Genomic DNA, 20,948 nt, shown 5'->3' on the forward strand with positions numbered 1-20,948 from the left:
CACATTATGGAATCAAAAGATTTAACAGTGATGATCAGTCAGGTTGTTGACGATATTTTAGCGCGAAAATCGCAGCCTTCCAAAGTGATTCGAGTCATTTTGACTGGTCACGAACAGGAGTCATTACTCGATACATTGAACTGTATTAAGGCGTTATATCGCTCAGGGTTTGGTATCGCGGTGACGCTTTCTCATTCTGCAGAGCACTCGATCATCAAATCGGTGTTTTTACGTTGGCAGCAAGAAGACGATATTGAATTTTCGATCGATTCTTACCTACCTAGTGAGTTACATGACGATTATTACGGTGTCTTTTTTCCTGCGATATCAACCAATAGTTTGAGTAAGTTAGCATTGTGTATTCGTGACAATCTAGCGACCAGTTGGGCCTTTCATGCACTGCTCAATCGAAAATCGATCACAGCGACACTTAGTCATGAATATCAAACGGTTTTAGATCATGGACCTAATCCGTTAATCGAACAGATATCAACGTATGTTAATAAGGTTGAAAACTATGGGGTCAGGTTTATGACTAAACCCAAGGCATTACATATTGAACCCAAGTCACTGATTACGTTGGCTGATGTCAAATTGCAGCCTGAGGACCAGTCGCTGTCTATCGATAAAAATACAATCATTACGCCGTCAGCTAAAGAAGAGATTGTTCGTCGACGTATCAGCATTGAAAGAATCAATTAAGAGGGGTCTATATGTATTTAGCACAAGTCACCGGAGCGATTGTATCCACGACCAAGCATGAATCGCTTAATGGCAATAAGTTACTGTTGGTGACGCGATTAGACAATGAGCACCGACTAACCCGTGATACTGAGATTGCGATTGACTGTGTTGGCGCAGGAAATAGTGACATCGTTGTTGTCACCACGGGAAGCTCCGCTCGAAAAAGTAGTTGCCACCCAGCCTCCGTTACGGATGCGGCAATCGTCGGAATTGTTGACTCGTTAGAATCGTAAACATTCACATAAGGCGTTGAATATGAACGTAACTAGTAGATCGCACATAACTTTAAGTTTACAGGCAATTATTGAACTCGGCGATTTTGCCCAAAAAGCGGCGGAAAACGTTGGGATTGATATTGTGTTTAGTTTTGTCGATCACGCCGGATCTCAACGTTATTTTTTTGTCATGGACCAAGCGTTATTGGTTAGCCATGAGTTAGCAAGACAAAAGGCATGGACAGCGGTTGCATTGAAAATGCCAACATTGGATTTGACCGAAAAGGTATTGCCTGGTCAAAGCCTCTATGGATTACAACATGCGCCAAACGTTTGTTGTATTGGTGGTGGCCTACCGATATGGGAAAGCGGTCAACTATTGGGGGCTATTGGCATAAGCGGTGGAACCGTCGAACAAGATTGTGCTATTGCACAGGCATCCATTTCACTGTTCACCCGTTGATACGCAGAAATTCGATCATGTATAACCCCCAATCTTATTTAGTATTTACTTTTTGAGGTAATTATGTCGTCAGAAACACGTGTTTTAGTTATTAACTGTGGTTCATCATCTATGAAATTCTCTGTTTTACCAATAGGAGAAAATGAACCAGTTTTATCGGGTGTGGCAGAGAAGTTAGGACTATCAGACGCTTTTATTTCTATAAAAGACTCACAAGGCAAAAAATCTGTTTTCGAACTGGCGGAAGGCACACATGCCGAAGCATTAAAAAAACTGTTTGCCACTATGTCGACATTACAACTAATGGACTCTTTGTGTGCGATAGGACACCGCGTGGCGCATGGTGGCAGTGAGTTCAGTGATTCTGTATTGGTGACTGAAGAAATCATAGCGAAAATAGAACAGTTATCTGATCTGGCTCCTTTGCACAATCCTGCCAATCTTGTCGGAATTGAAACCGCAATGACGTTGTTGCCGACTATACCGAACGTCGCGGTATTTGATACTGCATTCCACCAAACCATGTCTGAAGAAGCTTATACCTATGCGATTCCGTTAGAATTACGCGATGAACATAAAGTACGTCGATATGGCTTTCATGGTACGTCACATCGATTCGTAGCGATAGAAACGGTGAAGCGTTTAGATCTGGATAAATATAATCACGGCATAATTGTAGCGCACCTTGGTAATGGCTCATCGGTTTGTGCAGTGAAAGATGGCGTCAGTGTGGATACATCGATGGGTATGACTCCGCTCGAAGGGCTAGTGATGGGAACACGCTGTGGTGATTTGGACTTCGGTGCTGCCGTGTATATCGCCAATAGTACCAAGCAGTCGTTGGATTCTGTTTACAGCTTGAGCAACAGCCAATCAGGTTTGTTAGGTGTTTCTGGGCTTTCGAGCGATTGCCGTGAACTAGAGCAGGCTCGATCTAAGGGCAATAAACGCGCAGCGCTTGCTATTGATGTTTTGGTGCATCGCTTAGCCCGCCATATTGGTGGTCACCTTGCTTCATTAGATCGTATTGATGCGTTGGTATTCACCGGAGGTATTGGGGAAAATTCGGTGTTAATTCGAGAGCTTGTCATACAAAAATTGGCGGTATTTGGCTTTAAACTCGATAAGGAAAAAAATGCAACGACGAAAGGAGGAGAGTGGGGCGTTGTTTCTACAGTAAACTCACCAGCGATTGTTGTGTTGCCAACGAATGAAGAAAAGGTGATTGCCCAAGATGCTGCGGCACTAGCCTAATCGTAGCTATAGCGCTAAACAATTTGTAATTAGGTAGAGGCAATACTATGAAAAACCCAGAATGTGTTATTAAATCGCATCTTACTCAATTGGATAAAAATACCATTGTTGAAAGAGTGAAACAGGCTGGCGTGGTTGGCGCAGGTGGTGCTGGTTTTCCTACGTATGTAAAGCTTCAATCTGAGGCTGAAATTTTCTTGGTTAACGCAGCTGAATGTGAACCTATGCTTAAAGTCGACCAACAGTTAATGGCGGAGAAATCAGCTGAACTCATTCGTGGTCTAACGTATGCGATGAAAGCCACCGGAGCGAAAGAAGGTGTTATCGCACTAAAAGCTAAATACCAAAAAGCGATTGATGCGCTAACGCCATTGCTTGCCGCTAACATGCGCATTCATATTTTACGAGATGTTTATCCAGCAGGGGATGAAGTCATCACCATTTGGCTGGCAACGGGACGCCGTGTTGCTCCGGCTCAATTGCCTATAACCGTTGGTGTCATTGTGAATAATGTGCAAACACTGATCAATGTTTGTCATGCAGTTGAGCATGAGCAAGGTGTTTTCGATCGTACTTTAACCATTAATGGTTGTGTGAATAACCCCATGACCATCACCGTTCCTATTGGCGTCACTTTCCAAGAACTTCTCGATTATGCAGGTGGCGTTACTGAGAGTGAGTTTGCTGTGATTAACGGTGGACCGATGATGGGGGCATTGGTTGAAGATTTGAATCAATGTGTCACCAAAACGACAGGCGCATTATTGGTATTGCCTCGTGATCACATCATTATTCAACGTCGTCTGAAAAGCGATCAACAGATCCTAAATATGGCGAAAACAGTTTGTGAGCAATGTTCATTGTGTACGGAACTGTGTCCGCGTCACCTAATTGGACACGAACTCGCACCAAGCCAAGTGATCCGAGCCACCAATTATAAAGATCTAGCGCAACCATCCACATTCTTGTCAGCATTAACATGTTCAGAGTGTAGCTTATGTGAAAGTTATGCTTGCCCAGTCAATATTTCTCCGATGCGTGTTAACAAAATTTTGAAGAAACAATTACGCGCGCAAGGTGCGCAATATTGTGGCGAGCTAAAAGACGCCGATCCCATGGCGGAATACCGTTTAGTTCCAACCGCACGTTTGGTCTCTCGGCTCAACCTAACGCCGTATTATCAAGAGGCACTAATGCAACCATTTGATTTGCCGTATCGGCAAGTTAAAGTGGCGATTAGTCAACATATTGGAGCGCCAGGCGAGCCGATTGTACAAGCCGGCGATAGAGTGACACTGGGGCAAAAGCTAACCGAAGCGAAAGCAAATGCGTTGAGTTTAGGCGTGCATGCGAGCTGTAACGGTACGGTGAGTGAAATTGACGCTCAATATATTACGATTCAAAGAGGTAGATAATGAAAGATACCATTGGTTTGCTTGAATTAAGCAGTATTGCAAAAGGCGTTGAAGTCACCGACAGCATGCTAAAAAGCGCTAGTGTGGAAGTGTTAAGTTCGAAAACAATTTGTCCTGGTAAATATATTGTCATGATCACTGGAGATGTTTCTGCAGTCAAACAAGCGCTAGAGCATGGTGAGATGATCGCTGGGCATCTAAAGATCGATAGCATTCTTTTGCCTAAGATTGATTCTAATATTCTACCGGCCATTTCAGGTGTTTCACCGGTAGAAGCTAAAGGTTCGGTTGGGGTAGTTGAAACCTTTAGTGTGGCTGCTTGTATTGAGGCTGCTAACGCGGCAATGAAAGCGGCAAACGTAACTCTAGTGCGTGTCCACATGGCGTTTGGAATTGGCGGCAAGTGTTATTTTGTCGTCAATGGTGATATTGGTGACGTAAAAAACGCGGTCAAAGTTGGCTGTAAAAGTGCGGGTGAGAAAGGATTGTTGGTTCATAGCATGGTGGTTGCCAAACCACATCCAGACATGTGGCAGCATCTTATTTGACTTTAAACAAGGCGACTCACCCGTATATTATCTTCGAAGGCATAGTTTTTATGCCATTGAAACCCAGATAATATTTGTCCTTATCATTGATTTTTTACTCTTCGACAGGGCAAAGTTGTCCTGTTTTTTTACTTATCCCCCACCCAAATTTTCCGCATACCAACATGCTTCAGAGCGTCTCCTATTTACTTGAAATTTAGTGTGATTTGTATCGCTGTAAATTCTTGTTTGTCACCACTTTTGTCAGCAAAAGAATCCTCACTTGGAGCAAAACATTTTGTCTCCATACTTTTATTATGAAATGGATTAATAAATAGGGCAGAGCCTACAGCCTTTCGTAAGGCTACTTTGCCAGAAGACTAAACATTTAAATTATCGAGGTAGTTATGCAACAAGAAGCTCTAGGTATGGTTGAAACAAAAGGTTTGGTTTCTGCAATTGAAGCAGCAGACACCATGGTTAAATCTGCAAACGTAACATTGGTCGGTTACGAAAAAATTGGCTCAGGTCTAATTACAGTGATGGTTCGTGGCGATGTTGGTGCTGTAAAAGCGGCAACTGATGCTGGTTCTTCAGCGGCTAGCAAAGTTGGTGAACTTGTTTCTGTACACGTTATTCCTCGCCCTCATACTGAAGTTGAAAAAATCTTGCCAAAAACAGTTGAGTAATAGAACGGAAGGAAATTGACGATGAAAGATAATTTTGTGGAACAGATTATTTCTGAGGTCATGAACACGCAACAGTCAGAACCTCAACAAAAGGTACCGGCAATAAATGCCGCAAGCGTTGGTCTGACTGAATTTGTTGGTACTAGTGATCTTGGCCGTACTATTGGTCTAGTTATAGCAAGTGTTGATAACCAACTGCATGAAGTGATGAACATTGATAAGAAGTACCGTTCAATCGGGATTATCGGTGCTCGTACCGGAGCTGGACCGCATATCTTTGCTGCTGATGAAGCGGTTAAGGCAACCAACAGTGAAGTGATTGCAGTCGAGCTTGCTCGTGATACGGAAGGTGGCGGTGGCCATGGTTGTCTCATCATATTTGGTGCTGATGATGTTTCGGATGTACGTCGCGCAGTTGAAGTGACGCTATCAGAGATCAACCGAACTTTTGGTGATGTGTATGGCAATGCAGCAGGTCACTTGGAATTCCAATACACAGCTCGTGCTAGCTCAGCGCTTAACAAGGCGTTTGGTGCACCAATTGGGAAATCATTCGGTATCACTTGTGCCTCTCCTGCGGCTATTGGTGTTGTCATCGCTGATGCGGCAGCAAAATCTGCAGTGATTGACCCAGTTGATTACTCGTCTCCAGCTAAAGGTACTTGTTTTAGTAATGAAGTCATCTTTACTTTCGCAGGTGATTCAGGTGCTGTGCGCCAAGCTGTGCTAACCGCTCGTGATGTTGGTCTTCAGCTCTTGGGGTCAATGGATTCGGTTCCTCTTCAGTCTGCGACAACCCCATACATCTAAATTTTAAATTTAAATTGAATGGGATGTTGTAAGGAGTATGAAGAATGAATGAACAAGACATTGCTCAAGCCGTTGAAAAAGTATTGAGCAAATACACAAATGCGACAGCGTCAAACGCAAAACAGGTTGCTTCAATTTCAGGTGAAAACTTAGAGAGTATTGTTTCTCAGGCTTTAACTGCCAATTCGGTAAAGCAACAAGCACCGAAATTTGAGTCAGCTCTAAGCAGCAATGTTGAGAGCATTGTTTCTCAAATATTAACCGAGAAACAGGTGCAACCTCAAAGCGTTCCTAGCCAAAATGTTGCGCAAGGATCGACACAATACTTAGGTTGTTTTGCGTCGATGGAAGAGGCGATCAGTGCAACGTCACAGGCTCAAGTCCAATACCGTCATTGTACAATGGGTGATCGCGCTTCGTTTGTACAAGGTATTCGAGATGTTTTCACTCAAGAAGATGTGCTTGAAAAAATTTCTCGTATGACAGTTGAAGAGACGGGGATGGGAAACTTTGAAGATAAGCTGACCAAAAACCGTATCGCAGCAGTGAAAACTCCAGGTACGGAAGATCTGGCTACGTCGGCACTTAGCGGCGATTCTGGCTTATCTTTAACTGAATTTTCTGCTTACGGTGTTATTGGTTCGATCACACCGACGACTAACCCGACAGAAACCATTATTAACAACAGTATTGGTATGTTGGCGGCGGGAAATACGGTTGTGTTTAGCCCCCACCCTCGTTCACGGAATGTCTCACTGGTTACCGTTGATATGATCAACAAAAAACTGGCTGAGCTCGGTGCGCCTGCAAACTTGGTCGTGACTGTGCTTGAGCCTTCGATCGATAACACTAATGTAATGATGAATGACCCTCGAGTGAATATGCTTGTCGCTACGGGTGGTCCTTCGATTGTGAAAACAGTGATGTCAACAGGTAAAAAAGCCATCGGCGCTGGTGCTGGTAATCCGCCTGCTGTTGTAGATGAAACCGCAAATATCGAGAAAGCAGCAAAAGACATTATTAACGGTTGTGCTTTCGATAATAACTTGCCGTGTATAGCTGAGAAAGAAGTCATTGTTGTCAATGAAGTTGCTGACTACTTGATTCATTGCATGAAGAAAAGTGGCGCCTATTTATTGTGTGACAGACAGAAGATTCAACAACTTCAATCACTAGTTTTGAATGAAAAGGGTACCGGTCCTAATACCGATTTTGTGGGTAAAGGTGCTCGTCATATCCTTAAAAAGCTAGATATCCAAGTTGGCGATGACGTGAAAGTCATTTTGCTCGAAACAGAAAGAAATCACCCATTTGTTGTTCATGAGTTGATGATGCCTATTCTTCCTGTCGTTCGTGTAGAAAACGTAGATGAAGCGATAGACTTGGCAATTAAGGTTGAACATGGCAACCGTCACACTGCCATTATGCACTCAACTAATGTTGAAAAACTGACCAAAATGGCGCGTTTAATCCAAACCACAATTTTTGTGAAAAACGGTCCATCGTACTCAGGAATTGGTGTGGGTGGTGAAGGTCACACAACCTTTACTATCGCAGGTCCAACGGGCGAGGGGATCACCTCTGCACGCTCTTTTGCTCGCTACCGTCGATGTGTCATGGTCGAAGCATTGAACATTCGGTAACGGTTTAAACATTAATGGAGTTAAGGGATAGGCAATAAATATATGAAAAAACGCATAATAAACGCACCAAGTTCAGATACGCTGACGATGCTTAAACGCCGTGTACCCTCGGAATTTCGTCAGCGCTTGGGTTTGATTCGCATTGATGCAATTGGAATAGTGATGTTGCCGATTCCTGATCTTTATTTCTGTGCAGATTTAGCAAGTAAGCGTGCTGATGTGGCGGTGACTGAAATTACAGGTTCTTGTCCCCAGCATGTCACCGCGCTTGCCATCTTTGGAGACGTATCAGCAGTGAATGAAGTGATACGCACTATTGAAGATGACTTGAACAGTTTTTAATGGATTGAATATGAGAAAAATATTGCTGTTGGTTGGAGATTTTACTGAAGACTATGAAGTCATGGTCCCGTATCAGGCATTAACCATGCTCGGCTTTGCAGTTGATGTTGTTTGCCCTGGTAAATCAAAAGGAGAGAGCATTAAAACCGCTATCCATGATTTTGAAGGTGATCAAACTTATACAGAAAAACTCGGACATAACTTCACGTTAACAGCATCATTTAGTCAAATTCGATTGGATGAATACTGTGGTATTTACCTATCAGGAGGGCGGTCATCAGAATATCTTCGTCTAGAACCATCAGTGCTCCATATTGTGCATTATGCGATGAACCGTAACGTACCGCTCGCAGCGATTTGTCACGGTATTCAGATTATAACGGCAGCGAATTTGGTGAAAAATCGAAGGCTAACCGGTTATTCAGCGGTAAAGCCGGAAGTCGAAATTGCTGGTGGGTACTGGGTCGATGTGGATGATGACGAGTCTGTCGTAGATCACCTGTTAGTGACCGCTCCAACTTGGAAAGCACATCCTTCAATATTGCGCAATTTTATTCATTTATTAGGCATTAACATTATGTGTCGAGATACATGATGTTAATGCCGTTGAACAAATAACTAAGGTCTGATCTTTAGGTCATACTAATTAATAATTACGGAGTACATCACTATGTTAGAGAAAGGTTTTTCTAATCCGACTGACCGCGTTTTACGACTTAAGAAAATGATTATTGACGCGAAACCTTATGTCGAGTCTGAGCGAGCTATTTTAGCGACACATGCTTATAAAGAAAATGAGCATTTGCCTGCAGTTATGAGAAGAGCAAGAGTTGTTGAAAAGATTTTTACTGAGTTACCAGTGACCATTCGTAAAGATGAACTGGTTGTTGGAGCTGTGACTATTAATCCACGTTCAACCGAAATTTGTCCTGAGTTCTCTTACGATTGGGTAGAAAAAGAATTTGATACAATGGAGCACCGTGTAGCGGACCCATTTATTATCGAAAAGAAAACAGCACAAGAGTTGCACGAAGCATTTCAATATTGGCCTGGTAAAACTACGAGTGAGTTAGCGGCATCTTACATGTCTGAAGGGACACACGAATCAATGGATGCAGGTGTGTTCAGTGTGGGTAACTACTTCTACGGTGGTGTTGGTCACGTATGTGTTGATTATGGCAAAGTATTGCGCATTGGCTTCCGCGGTGTGATTGAGCAAGTTAAAGAGGCATTAGTTAAACTTGATCGTACACAACCAGACTTCGTTAAAAAAGAGCAGTTTTACCACGCAATTATCATCAGCTATGAAGCTGCGATTGTATACGCTCACCGTTACTCAGATGAAGCAGATCGCCTCGCGCAAGTTGAAACTGATCCTCAACGCAAACGAGAACTCGAACAAATCAGCCAAAACTGTCGTCGCGTACCAGAGCATGGTGCAACCACTTTTTGGGAAGCATGTCAGACATTCTGGTTTCTACAAAGCATGCTACAAATTGAGTCAAGTGGTCACTCTATCTCTCCTGGACGATTTGACCAATACATGTATCCATTCTTAGCGGCGGATAAGTCCATTGATCCTGTATTCGCACAAGAATTAGTAGACTGTTGCTGGATCAAACTGAACGATATCAACAAAACTCGCGATGAAGTATCAGCTCAAGCGTTTGCTGGTTACGCTGTGTTCCAAAATTTATGTGTTGGCGGCCAGACGTCAGATGGACTAGACGCCACTAACCCATTAAGTTACATGTGTATGGAAGCAACGGCACACGTCCAATTACCTGCGCCTTCGTTCTCTATTCGTGTATGGCAAGGTACACCAGACGAGTTCTTATTCCGTGCTTGTGAAGTGGTTCGCCTTGGTCTTGGTGTTCCTGCGATGTATAACGATGAAGTTATCATTCCTTCGCTACAAAACCGTGGTGTTTCGTTAGCGGATGCGCGTGATTACTGCATCATCGGTTGTGTAGAACCACAAGCACCACATCGTACTGAAGGTTGGCATGATGCAGCATTCTTCAACGTGGCAAAAGTACTGGAAATTACATTAAACAATGGCCGTGCAAACAATAAACAGGTAGGTCCTGCCACTAAAGATATGACGCAATTTACTGATATTGAGGATTTCTTTGATGCATTCACTGCACAAATCGCTCACTTCGTGCGTCAATTGGTTGAAGCGTGTAATAGTGTTGATATCGCGCATGCAGAACGCTGCCCACTGCCATTCCTTTCTGCGTTAGTAGACGACTGTATCGGTCGTGGTAAGTCTCTGCAAGACGGCGGTGCGATATACAACTACACCGGTCCGCAAGCTTTTGGTATTGCAGATACAGGTGATTCAGTGTACGCAATGCAAAAACAAGTGTTCGAAGACCGCAAACTGACGATGACTGAACTAAAAGGGGCACTAGACGCAAACTTTGGTTATGCAGACGGCGCTTCGGCTGCTGTGGCACCTAAAAGCTCTTTAGATGAAAAAGAAGTCTACAATGTTGTTCAACGTTTGATTGCGGAAAACGGCTCTCTGAGCCCACAAGCGATTAAAGAAGAAGTATTCCGCCAGTTATCAAGCGCACAAACACAAGCGACTCCTTCAGTAGGGCGTATTTCACGTCATGAAGAAATTCGTCTTATCCTAGAAAGCTCGCCAAGCTTTGGTAACGACATTGATGATGTTGACTACGTTGCTCGCCGTTGTGCATCGATTTACTGTGAAGAAGTCGAGAAGTACACCAATACACGTGGTGGACAGTTCCAAGCGGGTATCTATCCAGTATCAGCTAATGTTCTGTTTGGTAAAGGCGTCTCTGCACTACCAGATGGTCGTTTAGCCGGTAAACCTTTGGCTGATGGTGTTTCACCACGCCAAGGTAAAGATGTTTCTGGGCCAACCGCTGCGGCAAACTCTGTTGCAAAACTTGATCACTTTATCGCTTCTAACGGTACGTTGTACAATCAGAAATTCCTACCAGCCTCTCTTGCGGGTGAGAAAGGATTGCACAACTTTAGCGGCTTGGTACGTAACTACTTCGACCGTAAAGGTATGCACGTACAGTTCAACGTTATTGACCGTGAACGTCTACTTGAAGCACAGAGAAATCCCCACCTTCATCAAGATTTAGTGGTTCGTGTTGCAGGATACAGTGCTCAATTTGTGGTTTTAGCGAAAGAAGTTCAGGACGATATCATCAGCCGTACAGAGCAGCAATTATAACGTAAAAGTAGTATTAGGCCGCGAAATAAGCGGCCTATTTTTCAAAAAATAATGAGAAACGGTCATGAATAAAGTCGATTACAATACAGAAGGTGTTCTTTTTAACATCCAGCGATATTCGTTACATGATGGCCCAGGAATTCGAACCATCCCCTTTTTTAAAGGTTGCCCACTTTCTTGTAAATGGTGCAGTAACCCTGAATCGCAGCAAGCCAAACCTCAGCTGATCTTCAAAGCCAGTGATTGTGTCAATTGTGGCAAATGTATCGATGCTTGCAAAGTGGGTGCAATATCCCATAACAACCCTCATTTTATTGATCGCGACAAATGCGTCGAATGCGGTGATTGTACTGATGTTTGCCCAACCGGAGCTCTTGAAATAAAAGGCAAGCGAATGACAGTCGAGCAAGTCTTGCTTGAACTAAAAAAAGACGAAAATCTATTTCGCAGAGCTGGTGGTGGGATTACGCTGTCAGGCGGCGAGCCTCTAGCTCAACCTGAATTTGCCCGAGAGTTACTTAAAGGGTGTAAAGAGAAAGGCTGGCATACTGCGATTGAAACAACCGGTATCGGCTCTAAACAAGCGATTGAAGAAGTGTTTCCTTGGATCGATTTAGCACTTGTGGATATTAAAGCCATCAATCCTACCATTCATAAAGCGGGAACTGGGGTTGATAACCGTATTATTCTGGAAAATATCCTTCGTATTTCATTTATTACCAAAGTGACAGTACGTATTCCGGTTATCCCTGGGTTTAACGACAACGCTGAAGAGATTCTGGCGATTGGTCAATTTGCTCAGATGATGTCAAATGTTGATACTATCCATCTTCTTCCATACCACAATTATGGTGAAAATAAGTACTCTTTGTTGGGCCTTAGCTATCCTTTGCAAGGCATAGAATCAAACGCAGATGAAAAAATCGGCCAACTAAAATCCCAACTGGAATCGATGGGTTTTAATTGTCATGTTGGTGGGTAATATGGTCATTATTGTCTAAATCAATCTCGATAGTTGACTCTGATATCTCTTGGTTTTTTATTCAGTACTTGTTTGAATTTTGTTGAAAAATAATTGCTATCTGAATAGCCCACGTCAAAGGCAATGTCGGTAATTGAGTGTTCAGTGTTGATGAGTAAGTACATTGCCTGTTTAGCTCGAATAAAATGCAGATAATGATTAAAACTCATTCCGGTAGCTCGTTTTATCTCTTTGGTCAGTACTCTGACAGGCAAATTGGCAAAGCAAGCTAGGGAATCAATGTTTAACGCTGAGGCATAGTTTTTGTTGATATGAACAAGGGCCGCAATGACTCTGTCATCGAGAGAAAGACGTTCGGTATCGACAATTTTTCCTCGCCAAAGCTCAACGATGAGTTGTTGAAACAGCAATTCTGACATCGCTTCAGAAGTGACGTTGTTGCAATGTGATTCAAAATTTAGTCGTTCGATGATGTAGTTCACACGCTGTGCCGTTTCATCCTCGATAAACCATTCGACCGAGCCGGTCTCTGTGTTGGGTAGAAACTGGCTGAGCTGGGGACAAGATTGAAATTTATCGCGAATAAACAGTACGTTGCTTAAGAATAAATCACTGACGTTCTCAAAAAGGTGGCGATCGCGTTGTGCGACAAAGCAGACGTAATTTTTACTAAGGCACATAGGTATGTCGTTAACGACATGAATTCCGCTGCCTTTCGAGACGATGATTATTTCTTCGAACGAATGATAATGCTCAGGAAAAGGTTCTTGGGGAGAACGAAGTTCAGTCGTTATTGAGCTTTTTGAGTTTAAGAAAAACTCATTGGGTTTAAGGTGGATCATACTTCTCGTCGCTCCCTGACTAACTGATTATTTCTGAGTGAAACGCCATTTTTATCTAGGTAGTTTATGAGGGTAAGCTTAGCAGTAGCGCTTAAAAAATAGGCGGCAATATTTCGGGAATGTGAATTAGATAGCTGTGCTCTTTAAAATCTTGCAATGGAAATTGAAGTAGGTGGCCTTTTCTTCAAGGTGTGGCGGCAAAGGATTGCTTAGCATTAAAACATCAAGGAAAGAGGTGTACTGGTATGAAAAAGGTAGTAGCAGTCGATATTGGAGCGTCAAGCGGACGTGTGATGCTCGGCATGTACAGTGAACATCAGTTGAAAATGTGTGAACTGTATAGGTTCGAGAATGGTCCAGTGCTTCGCAAGGATCAAGCATGTTGGAATGTTGATTATCTGTTGATGGAAATTAAGCACGGCATTAGGCGCGCACTAGACGCCGGTCACGATATTGATTGCATTGGTATTGATACCTGGGGTGTTGACTTTGTACTCATTGACAAAAATGGGGAACGACTGGGTGAGGCTGTTTCATACCGTGACAATCGCACTGAAGGATGCATGTCATCACTCATCGCCGATCTTGGGAGCGATTTTATCTACGGTCGCACGGGCATTCAGTTTCTAAGCTTTAATACGCTCTACCAACTAGTGGCATTAAAGCAGCAAGGCCCGACCTGGTTTGAAGACGTCGAAAAGCTGCTGTTTATCCCTGACTATTTGGGTTTTCAATTAACGGGTGTACAAAACTGTGAATACACCAATGCTTCAACATCCCAATTGTTGAATTGCCAATCTGGCCAGTGGGATGAGCAACTCTTAAAGGCGATTGGAATACCTCAACGTTGGCTTACTGAGCCAACTATGCCGAATCGACTTATTGGTGAGTATTCATTTTCCTTCGATGCTTCTGAGCAACGTTCGAAAACAGCAGCGTCCATTCCTGTTGCATCAATAGCCAGTCACGATACGGCTTCTGCGATATTGGCACTACCCGTAATGGATGATGACACAGTTTATATAAGCTCTGGTACGTGGTCACTTATGGGCTTTGAAAGCCATTACCCATTTAACTCTGCCCTAGCGCAGTCGCTTAACTTCACAAATGAAGGTGGCGCCGAGTCTCGCTTTAGGGTGCTAAAAAACATAATGGGCTTGTGGCTCATTCAGAATGTCCAAAAAGAGCTGATGGATTACAGTTTTGCAGAACTAGTAACGCTTGCAAAGCAATCGAAACCCTTTAGAAGTCTTATTGAGCCAGACCATCCAAGCTTTCTTAATCCTAAATCTATGACCGATGCTATCTGCACTTTCTGTGCTCAAACTGACCAACCCATTCCGTCAACCCCTGGGCAGTTTGCACGCTGCATTTTTGAAAGCCTAGCGATGCAATACAAGCGGGTTTGGTTGGAAATTAAGCAGATCCGAAGCGACTCGGTTAACCAAATCCATATTATTGGTGGTGGTATCCAGAATACATTCTTGAATCAACTGTGCGCGGATGCGTGTGGTGTGACAGTAAAGGTTGGACCCATTGAAGCTTCGGCCATAGGCAACGTCTGTGGACAACTCATCGCACTGGGCGAGCTAGAGAACGTAAAACACGCTCGTCAGGTGGTTTCTCACTCTTTCCCCATTGAAACCTACGAGCCCTTGCACACAGCAGAGTTCTTAGAACAGTGGAAAGAGTTTCAACGAATTAGCAACGTTAATCTATAAGGGATAGACATGATTAATAGAGAGCGAATAGAGGCGAACTATAACAACGCCAAATCTCAATTTGCCGAATTGGGCATAGATACTGAATCTGTGATGCGTCAATTGCATCAGATCCCTATTTCAATGCACTGCTGGCAGGGCGACGATGTATCCGGGTTTGAAGATCCAGATGGTCAATTAACCGGCGGCATTCAAACAACGGGTAATCACCCAGGCAAAGCTAAAACGCCAGCCCAGCTTAGAGCCGATATTGATTATGCAATGAGTTTGATCCCAGGTGAGCTGCGCCTAAATCTGCACGCCATTTATTTAGAAAGCGATCAACCTGTAGAACGTGACCAAATTAAACCAGTCCATTTTGAAAACTGGGTGAAATGGGCGAAAGAGAAAGGTGTGGGTTTGGACTTCAACCCATCGTGTTTCTCTCATGAGTTAAGCGCTGACAACCTCACACTGACTAACCCTGACGACAAAATTCGCAATTTCTGGATCGATCACTGCATTGCCAGTCGCAAAGTCTCTGAGTACTTCGGGAAAGAATTAGGTACACCCTCTGTTATGAACATCTGGATCCCCGATGGATATAAAGATATTCCAGCAGACCGTTTGGCTCCGCGTAAGAGATTGGCAGAGTCGTTAGACAAGATCATTGCGGAGCCGATTTCGACAGAGTTTCACAAAGACGCAGTGGAGTCGAAGCTATTTGGTATTGGCACTGAAGCTTATACTGCGGGATCAAATGAGTTTTATCTAGGGTACGCAGCGACTCGAAATGTATTGCTCTGCTTAGATGCTGGTCACTTTCACCCAACCGAAGTGGTGTCAGATAAAATTTCATCTGCTTCTCTCTATGTTGACGAATTATTGCTTCATGTAAGTAGACCGATTCGTTGGGACAGTGACCATGTCGTAATGTTGGACGATGAAACACAAGCCATTGCAAATGAAATCATCCGTCATGATCTGCTTGATCGCGTCAATATTGGCTTGGACTTTTTCGACGCATCAATCAATCGAATAGCAGCCTGGGTCATTGGTACTCGTAACATGCGCAAAGCCTTACTACGTGCACTGTTGGAGCCAACTACACAATTGAAAAAGTACGAGCTTGAAGGCGATTTTACGAGCCGACTAGCGCTACTAGAAGAGACAAAGTCATTACCGTGGACAGCGGTTTGGGATTACTACTGCATGGATAAAGAGGTGCCTGTAGGAGTGTCATGGCTGAGCCAAGTAAAAAGCTATGAGGAGGAGGTTTTACTTAAAAGGTAATAGCGATGAAATAGCTCATTGGACGGCATTTCTAGAAAAAGACAGTTCGTCAAAATAGAGCTTGTAACAAATATAACTCGCACCGGCAAACATACATATAAAAAATAGTCGGAAGGTCGGTGCTTTAGACGTGGAACATACTCGAAAAATGGAGTTTTAAAATGAACATCAAACGTATCCTACAAACAGCAATTTTAGCCGGTGGTTTAGTCGCGTCAGCCTATTCCATTGCAGATGATTTACGCATAGGTCTTGTGGTTAAAGCGCAAGGTATCGGTTTTTTTGAAGCGGCGCACGAAGGTGCTATGGAAGCTGTGAAAGAATTGGATGAATCAGTCAAGATTATCTACACAGGACCAGTAACACCGACAGCAGAAGGGCAGATTGAGATTGTTAACTCACTGATTGCTCAGCGTGTTGATGCGATTGCAATCTCTGCAAACGACACTGATGCACTGGTCCCTATTCTTAAAAAAGCGCAACAGCGTGGTATCAAGGTTGTTTCATTTGACTCCGGTGTCGCTGAACCAGGGCGAGCGGTACACCTTAATCCGTCAAGTAACGCTCTCATCGGAAAAATCAATGTTGAGCTAGCAGCTGAAGCACTTGAAGCGACAAATAGTGATAAGGGTGACATCGCGATTTTAAGTGCTACGCCAACAGCGACCAACCAGAACATCTGGATTGAAGAGATGAAAAAGGTATTGCCAGACTTCCCGCAACTTAACCTTGTTGCAACGGTGTATGGTGATGACTTAGCGGATAAAAGTTACCGTGAAACAATGGGCCTTATCAAAACCTATCCAAACCTAAAAGCGATTGTTGCCCCTACCTCGGTTGGTATTGTTGCAGCGGCGCAAGCTGTGACGGATTCGGGCAAAAATGGTGAGATTTTTGTCACTGGTCTAGGTCTACCTTCTGAGTTAGCTGGCCATGTTAAATCAGGTGCAGTGAAGAGCTTTGCCATTTGGAATCCGATTGACCTTGGTTACGCCGCCACCATGATCTCGTACAACCTAGTAAAAGGTGATGCAACAAGTGCGGAAGTTGAAATGGGACGCATGGGTGTAGCTCAGTTAGATGCCGAGGGCAATGCCGCAATGGCTGCACCGTTTATCTACAACCAGTCGAACGTGGACAAGTTTGCGAAAATTTTCTAACTCATAGAGATTTTTCTAACCAGCGTTTTTCCTAATTACTAGAAAGGTAAGTAAAGCATAGGCTTGGCAGGCCACACTCTATAGATACGAGGTACGGAGTGCCGGTCTATGCTTTCGAACAAAGGCATAGTTATGTCAGAAGTAAAACCAATCTTTTCGCTACGAAACATCAGCAAGCATTTCCCTGGTGTGAAAGCGCTCGACAATGTTCAGCTCGATTTATATCCAGGCCAAGTGACAGCTTTAGTCGGTGAAAATGGAGCTGGCAAGTCTACTTTAGTTAAAGTCATGACCGGCATCCATCAGCCCACTGATGGAAAATTGATCCTCAATGGCCAAGAGGTAAAGTTAGATACCCCGGATGAAGCGCGCAAGCTGGGGATCACCGCCATCCACCAAGAGACAGTACTATTTGACGAACTCAGCGTCGCAGAAAACATCTTTGCGGGTCACTACATGACGCATTCGTCTGGCTCTCTAGATTGGAAGGGGATGGAAGCAGAATCAACGCGGATACTAAAAGAAATTGATGCTCCGTTGAACCCCCAAAAATTACTTAAAGAGTTGAGTATCGGACAAAGACACATGGTGGCTATTGCACGTGCACTGTCCTTTGAAGCCAGTGTGGTTATTTTAGATGAGCCCACCGCTGCTCTGTCTCACCGAGAAATTGAAGACTTTTATGGCATCGTTCGCCGCTTGCAGCAGAAAGGCTGCGCGATCATGTTTATCAGTCATAAGTTCGATGAAATTTATACCATAGCAGACAGGTTTACTGTGTTTAGAGATGGTTGCTATGTCGATAATGGCTTGATTGCCAATGTAGAAGAGTCAGACCTTGTCGCTATGATGGTCGGCCGCACCATTGAAAATGCTTACCCTAAAGTCGATGCAGAAATCGGCCCCAAAGTGGTTGATATCAAAAACTACAGCCACCCAACAGAATTTGATGACATCAGTTTTAATCTTCGTCAGGGAGAAATTCTTGGGTTTTATGGGCTCGTCGGAGCGGGCAGAACTGAACTGATGCAATCTCTTTTTGGCGTCACCAAAAACTCGTCGGGAAGCATAGAAATCGATGGAAAGGTAGTGTCGATAAAATCGCCACAAGATGCGATTAAAGCTGGCATCGTTTACGTCCCTGAAGAACGTCAAAGCCAGGGAGCGGTGCTCGAGTTCCCTATTTATCAAAATATTGGTTTACCTCAACTCGACGCCGTTAATTCCAATGGATTTTTGAACGATGACAAAGAGTACGAACTCGCTGAACAATATGCGAAACGACTAAGAATTAAAGCACCAAATTGGCATGAAAAAGTAGAAAACTTGTCCGGCGGTAATCAGCAAAAAGTGGTGATCAGTAAATGGTTAGCGACACGCCCTAAGATCATTATTTTGGATGAGCCAACCAAGGGCATTGATATTGGTTCGAAGGCTGCTGTCCATGAGTTCATGTCTGAGCTAACTGGTGCAGGACTGGCCGTGATCATGGTGTCGTCAGAATTGCCGGAAGTAATGGGTATGGCTGACCGAATTATTGTGATGCGTGAGGGATTACAAGTGCAAGAATTTGCACGAAATGACTTTACAGCAGAAAGGCTTGTGAGCGCCGCAACTGGCGTTACGGGAGGCGTACAATGAAAGACCTATTAAAAAATAGAGAGGCACAATTGGCGGTCGTAGTGGTTGCCTTATTGTTCATGATTGGGCTCATCATACCGGAGTTTTTGGGGTTCAATAATTTGCTGGGCGTCTACAACGACACCTCTATTCTGATTATTTTAGCATTAGGGCAGATGCTGGTGATTATCACTCGTTGTATCGATTTGTCAGTGGCAGCCAATGTGGCTTTAACGGGCATGGTAGTGGCGACGATTAATAGTGTTTACCCAGACTTTCCAGTGCCTGTCATTATCTTGATTGGTGCAGCCTTGGGAACCGTGCTGGGCATGATTAATGGCTTACTGGTTTGGAAAATGGGGATCCCAGCGATAGTAGTGACTTTGGGTACGATGAGTATTTATCGAGGCGCTGTGTTCCTGATAAGTGAAGGTGCGTGGATCAATGCGCACCAGATGAGTGAGACCTTCCTAAAAATTCCTCGAACAGAAATTCTGGGTCTGCCTCTGCTTGGCTGGGCATCCATCATCGCCATCGCGATTATGTATTACTTCACGAAGCATCGCCAGCTTGGACGAAAAATCTATGCTGCGGGCAACAGCCCAACTGCTGCCTACTACATTGGCGTCGATGTGGGTAAGAAGCAGTTTATCGCGTTCACAATTTCGGGTTTGTGCGCAGGCGTTGCAAGCTACCTTTGGATTTCTCGTTATGCCGTCGCTTACGTCGACATTGCCAATGGCTTTGAGTTGCAGGTTATCGCGGCTTGCGTTATCGGTGGGGTAAGTATTGCAGGAGGTACAGGTACGGTTATTGGGTGTGTGCTCGGTGCGCTCTTCCTTGGGATCATCAACAATGCGCTACCTGTCATTGGTGTGTCTCCCTTCTGGCAAATGGCTATCTCTGGCGCTGTGATCATAATCGCTGTCGTTGCTAACTCTCGTTCCGAAAGAAAGTTAGGTCGAATTATATTGCGTAAAGCTGTACAGGAGGCGTCGTAATGAACACAAGGATGTCAAAAATGGAAAGTATTAATAACCAACCCGTCAATAATCGGGGTGAAAACAATAAAGCATTACCTAGATGGCTGTTTTCTTGGGAGTCGTTTCTCTTTGCTACGGTAGTGTGTGTATTTATTATTAATAGCTTTGCATCACCGTATTTTCTAGACCCTTGGTCGTTATCTGATGCAACCTTCAATTTCTCTGAGAAGGCGATCATCGCATTGCCGTTGGCTTTGGTCATTATTGTTCGAGAAATCGATATTTCTGTTGCGTCAATTATTGCCTTAAGTTCAACAGCAATGGGATTTGTTGCCGAAGCGGGAGCAGGCATTTTGCCTATTTGCTTAGCGGGAATGCTTGTGGGTGTTCTATGCGGCTTATTTAATGGACTGTTGGTCACACGATTAAACATACCTTCCATTGTGGTGACGATAGGCACAATGAGCCTATTCAGAGGTATTACTTACATATTGCTTGGTGATCAGGCCCTTAAAAACTATCCAGAATCTTTTGCTTATTTTGGACAAGGGTATGTTGTCTGGGTATTGGGTTTTGAATTTGTCTGTTTCTTGATTTTAGCTGTCGTGTTTTATGTTTTGTTGCAACGAACCAACTTTGGCCGCAGAACCTACGCTATCGGCAACAATCCGACCGCGGCGTTTTATTCTGGAATCAATGTTGCTCGACACAAACTGATTTTATTTACCCTTGTAGGGCTGTTCTGCGGTATTGCCTCAATCATGCTCACGTCTCGCTTAGGCAGTACCAGACCAACCATCGCTTTAGGCTGGGAACTTAATATCATCACTATGGTGGTGTTAGGCGGTGTGAGCATATTAGGCGGGTCGGGCACGATCATCGGTGTAGTGATGTCTGTTTTTCTCATGGGATTGGTAACCGTTGGTTTGGGGCTGTTAAACGTCCCAGGAATTGTGATGTCCATCATTATCGGCGTCATGTTGATCAGCGTTATCGCGCTACCAAAAATCATTAACTTATTGAAAAAAAATAAGTAAGGAGATGAC

General features: G+C 43.9%; 20 protein-coding genes. 19 read left to right on the forward strand and 1 reads right to left on the reverse strand.

The window, feature by feature from the left end:
- Window positions 1-6: 6 nt before the first annotated feature.
- From OCV19_RS04830 to OCV19_RS04890, 13 genes are all read left to right on the forward strand, one after another.
- Window positions 7-702, forward strand: coding sequence for an HFCD family protein (locus tag OCV19_RS04830; protein WP_065676513.1), 696 nt, complete (start codon window positions 7-9; stop codon window positions 700-702).
- A gap of 11 nt (window positions 703-713) precedes the next feature.
- Window positions 714-977 (forward strand): EutN/CcmL family microcompartment protein, encoded by a 264-nt coding sequence (locus OCV19_RS04835; RefSeq protein ID WP_065676512.1) that lies wholly within the window; start codon window positions 714-716, stop codon window positions 975-977.
- Between the two features lie 22 nt (window positions 978-999).
- On the forward strand, window positions 1,000-1,422 hold the full coding sequence (locus OCV19_RS04840) for a GlcG/HbpS family heme-binding protein (protein ID WP_065676511.1): 423 nt from the start codon (window positions 1,000-1,002) through the stop codon (window positions 1,420-1,422).
- Between the two features lie 63 nt (window positions 1,423-1,485).
- Window positions 1,486-2,676 carry a propionate kinase gene (gene tdcD, locus OCV19_RS04845; RefSeq protein WP_065676510.1) on the forward strand — a complete coding sequence of 397 codons (1,191 nt, stop codon included), beginning with the start codon at window positions 1,486-1,488 and terminating at the stop codon, window positions 2,674-2,676.
- A gap of 47 nt (window positions 2,677-2,723) precedes the next feature.
- Window positions 2,724-4,091: a 4Fe-4S dicluster domain-containing protein gene (locus OCV19_RS04850; RefSeq protein WP_065676509.1), complete on the forward strand. Its 1,368-nt coding sequence runs from the start codon at window positions 2,724-2,726 to the stop codon at window positions 4,089-4,091.
- Window positions 4,091-4,639 (forward strand): BMC domain-containing protein, encoded by a 549-nt coding sequence (locus OCV19_RS04855; protein WP_065676508.1) that lies wholly within the window; start codon window positions 4,091-4,093, stop codon window positions 4,637-4,639. Before OCV19_RS04850 ends, OCV19_RS04855 begins: the two co-directional genes overlap by 1 nt.
- Window positions 4,640-5,025: 386 nt before the next feature.
- Entirely contained in the window at window positions 5,026-5,307 is a 282-nt protein-coding gene (gene grpH / locus OCV19_RS04860; RefSeq protein ID WP_065676507.1) for a propanediol utilization system shell hexameric protein GrpH, read from the forward strand.
- A 21-nt stretch (window positions 5,308-5,328) separates the two neighbouring features.
- Window positions 5,329-6,117 (forward strand): propanediol utilization microcompartment protein PduB, encoded by a 789-nt coding sequence (gene pduB / locus OCV19_RS04865; RefSeq protein WP_065676506.1) that lies wholly within the window; start codon window positions 5,329-5,331, stop codon window positions 6,115-6,117.
- 44 nt (window positions 6,118-6,161) lie between these two features.
- The gene (locus OCV19_RS04870) at window positions 6,162-7,760 is read left to right on the forward strand and encodes an aldehyde dehydrogenase family protein (RefSeq protein WP_065676505.1); all 1,599 of its coding nucleotides are present in this window, start codon (window positions 6,162-6,164) and stop codon (window positions 7,758-7,760) included.
- A gap of 42 nt (window positions 7,761-7,802) precedes the next feature.
- The gene (locus OCV19_RS04875; protein WP_065676504.1) at window positions 7,803-8,102 is read left to right on the forward strand and encodes a BMC domain-containing protein; all 300 of its coding nucleotides are present in this window, start codon (window positions 7,803-7,805) and stop codon (window positions 8,100-8,102) included.
- A 10-nt stretch (window positions 8,103-8,112) separates the two neighbouring features.
- Window positions 8,113-8,697 carry a DJ-1/PfpI family protein gene (locus OCV19_RS04880; protein WP_065676503.1) on the forward strand — a complete coding sequence of 195 codons (585 nt, stop codon included), beginning with the start codon at window positions 8,113-8,115 and terminating at the stop codon, window positions 8,695-8,697.
- Window positions 8,698-8,772: 75 nt separating this feature from the next.
- The gene (grpM, locus tag OCV19_RS04885) at window positions 8,773-11,322 is read left to right on the forward strand and encodes a glycyl radical diol dehydratase GrpM (RefSeq protein WP_065676502.1); all 2,550 of its coding nucleotides are present in this window, start codon (window positions 8,773-8,775) and stop codon (window positions 11,320-11,322) included.
- A 64-nt stretch (window positions 11,323-11,386) separates the two neighbouring features.
- Window positions 11,387-12,304 (forward strand): glycyl-radical enzyme activating protein, encoded by a 918-nt coding sequence (locus tag OCV19_RS04890; RefSeq protein ID WP_065676501.1) that lies wholly within the window; start codon window positions 11,387-11,389, stop codon window positions 12,302-12,304.
- Window positions 12,305-12,324: 20 nt separating this feature from the next.
- On the opposite strand, the gene OCV19_RS04895 is transcribed toward OCV19_RS04890, so the two are convergent.
- The gene (locus OCV19_RS04895; RefSeq protein ID WP_065676500.1) at window positions 12,325-13,146 is read right to left on the reverse strand and encodes a helix-turn-helix domain-containing protein; all 822 of its coding nucleotides are present in this window, start codon (window positions 13,144-13,146) and stop codon (window positions 12,325-12,327) included.
- A 245-nt stretch (window positions 13,147-13,391) separates the two neighbouring features.
- Here OCV19_RS04895 and rhaB point away from each other — a divergent pair, with 245 nt between their 5' ends.
- From rhaB to OCV19_RS04925, 6 genes are all read left to right on the forward strand, one after another.
- The gene (rhaB, locus tag OCV19_RS04900) at window positions 13,392-14,867 is read left to right on the forward strand and encodes a rhamnulokinase (RefSeq protein ID WP_065676499.1); all 1,476 of its coding nucleotides are present in this window, start codon (window positions 13,392-13,394) and stop codon (window positions 14,865-14,867) included.
- Between the two features lie 9 nt (window positions 14,868-14,876).
- Window positions 14,877-16,139 (forward strand): L-rhamnose isomerase, encoded by a 1,263-nt coding sequence (gene rhaA / locus OCV19_RS04905; protein WP_065676498.1) that lies wholly within the window; start codon window positions 14,877-14,879, stop codon window positions 16,137-16,139.
- Between the two features lie 161 nt (window positions 16,140-16,300).
- The gene (gene rhaS, locus OCV19_RS04910) at window positions 16,301-17,299 is read left to right on the forward strand and encodes a rhamnose ABC transporter substrate-binding protein (protein WP_065676497.1); all 999 of its coding nucleotides are present in this window, start codon (window positions 16,301-16,303) and stop codon (window positions 17,297-17,299) included.
- Between the two features lie 132 nt (window positions 17,300-17,431).
- Entirely contained in the window at window positions 17,432-18,940 is a 1,509-nt protein-coding gene (locus OCV19_RS04915) for a sugar ABC transporter ATP-binding protein (protein ID WP_065676531.1), read from the forward strand.
- A complete protein-coding gene (locus OCV19_RS04920; protein ID WP_065676496.1) occupies window positions 18,937-19,920 on the forward strand; it encodes an ABC transporter permease in 984 nt (327 codons plus the stop codon). The genes OCV19_RS04915 and OCV19_RS04920 overlap by 4 nt, the downstream gene beginning before the upstream one ends.
- A 20-nt stretch (window positions 19,921-19,940) precedes the next feature.
- The gene (locus OCV19_RS04925) at window positions 19,941-20,939 is read left to right on the forward strand and encodes an ABC transporter permease (RefSeq protein ID WP_206377654.1); all 999 of its coding nucleotides are present in this window, start codon (window positions 19,941-19,943) and stop codon (window positions 20,937-20,939) included.
- Window positions 20,940-20,948 lie beyond the last annotated feature (9 nt).

It is taken from the genome of Vibrio celticus (assembly GCF_024347335.1).
In the GTDB taxonomy this organism is placed as follows: domain Bacteria; phylum Pseudomonadota; class Gammaproteobacteria; order Enterobacterales; family Vibrionaceae; genus Vibrio; species Vibrio celticus.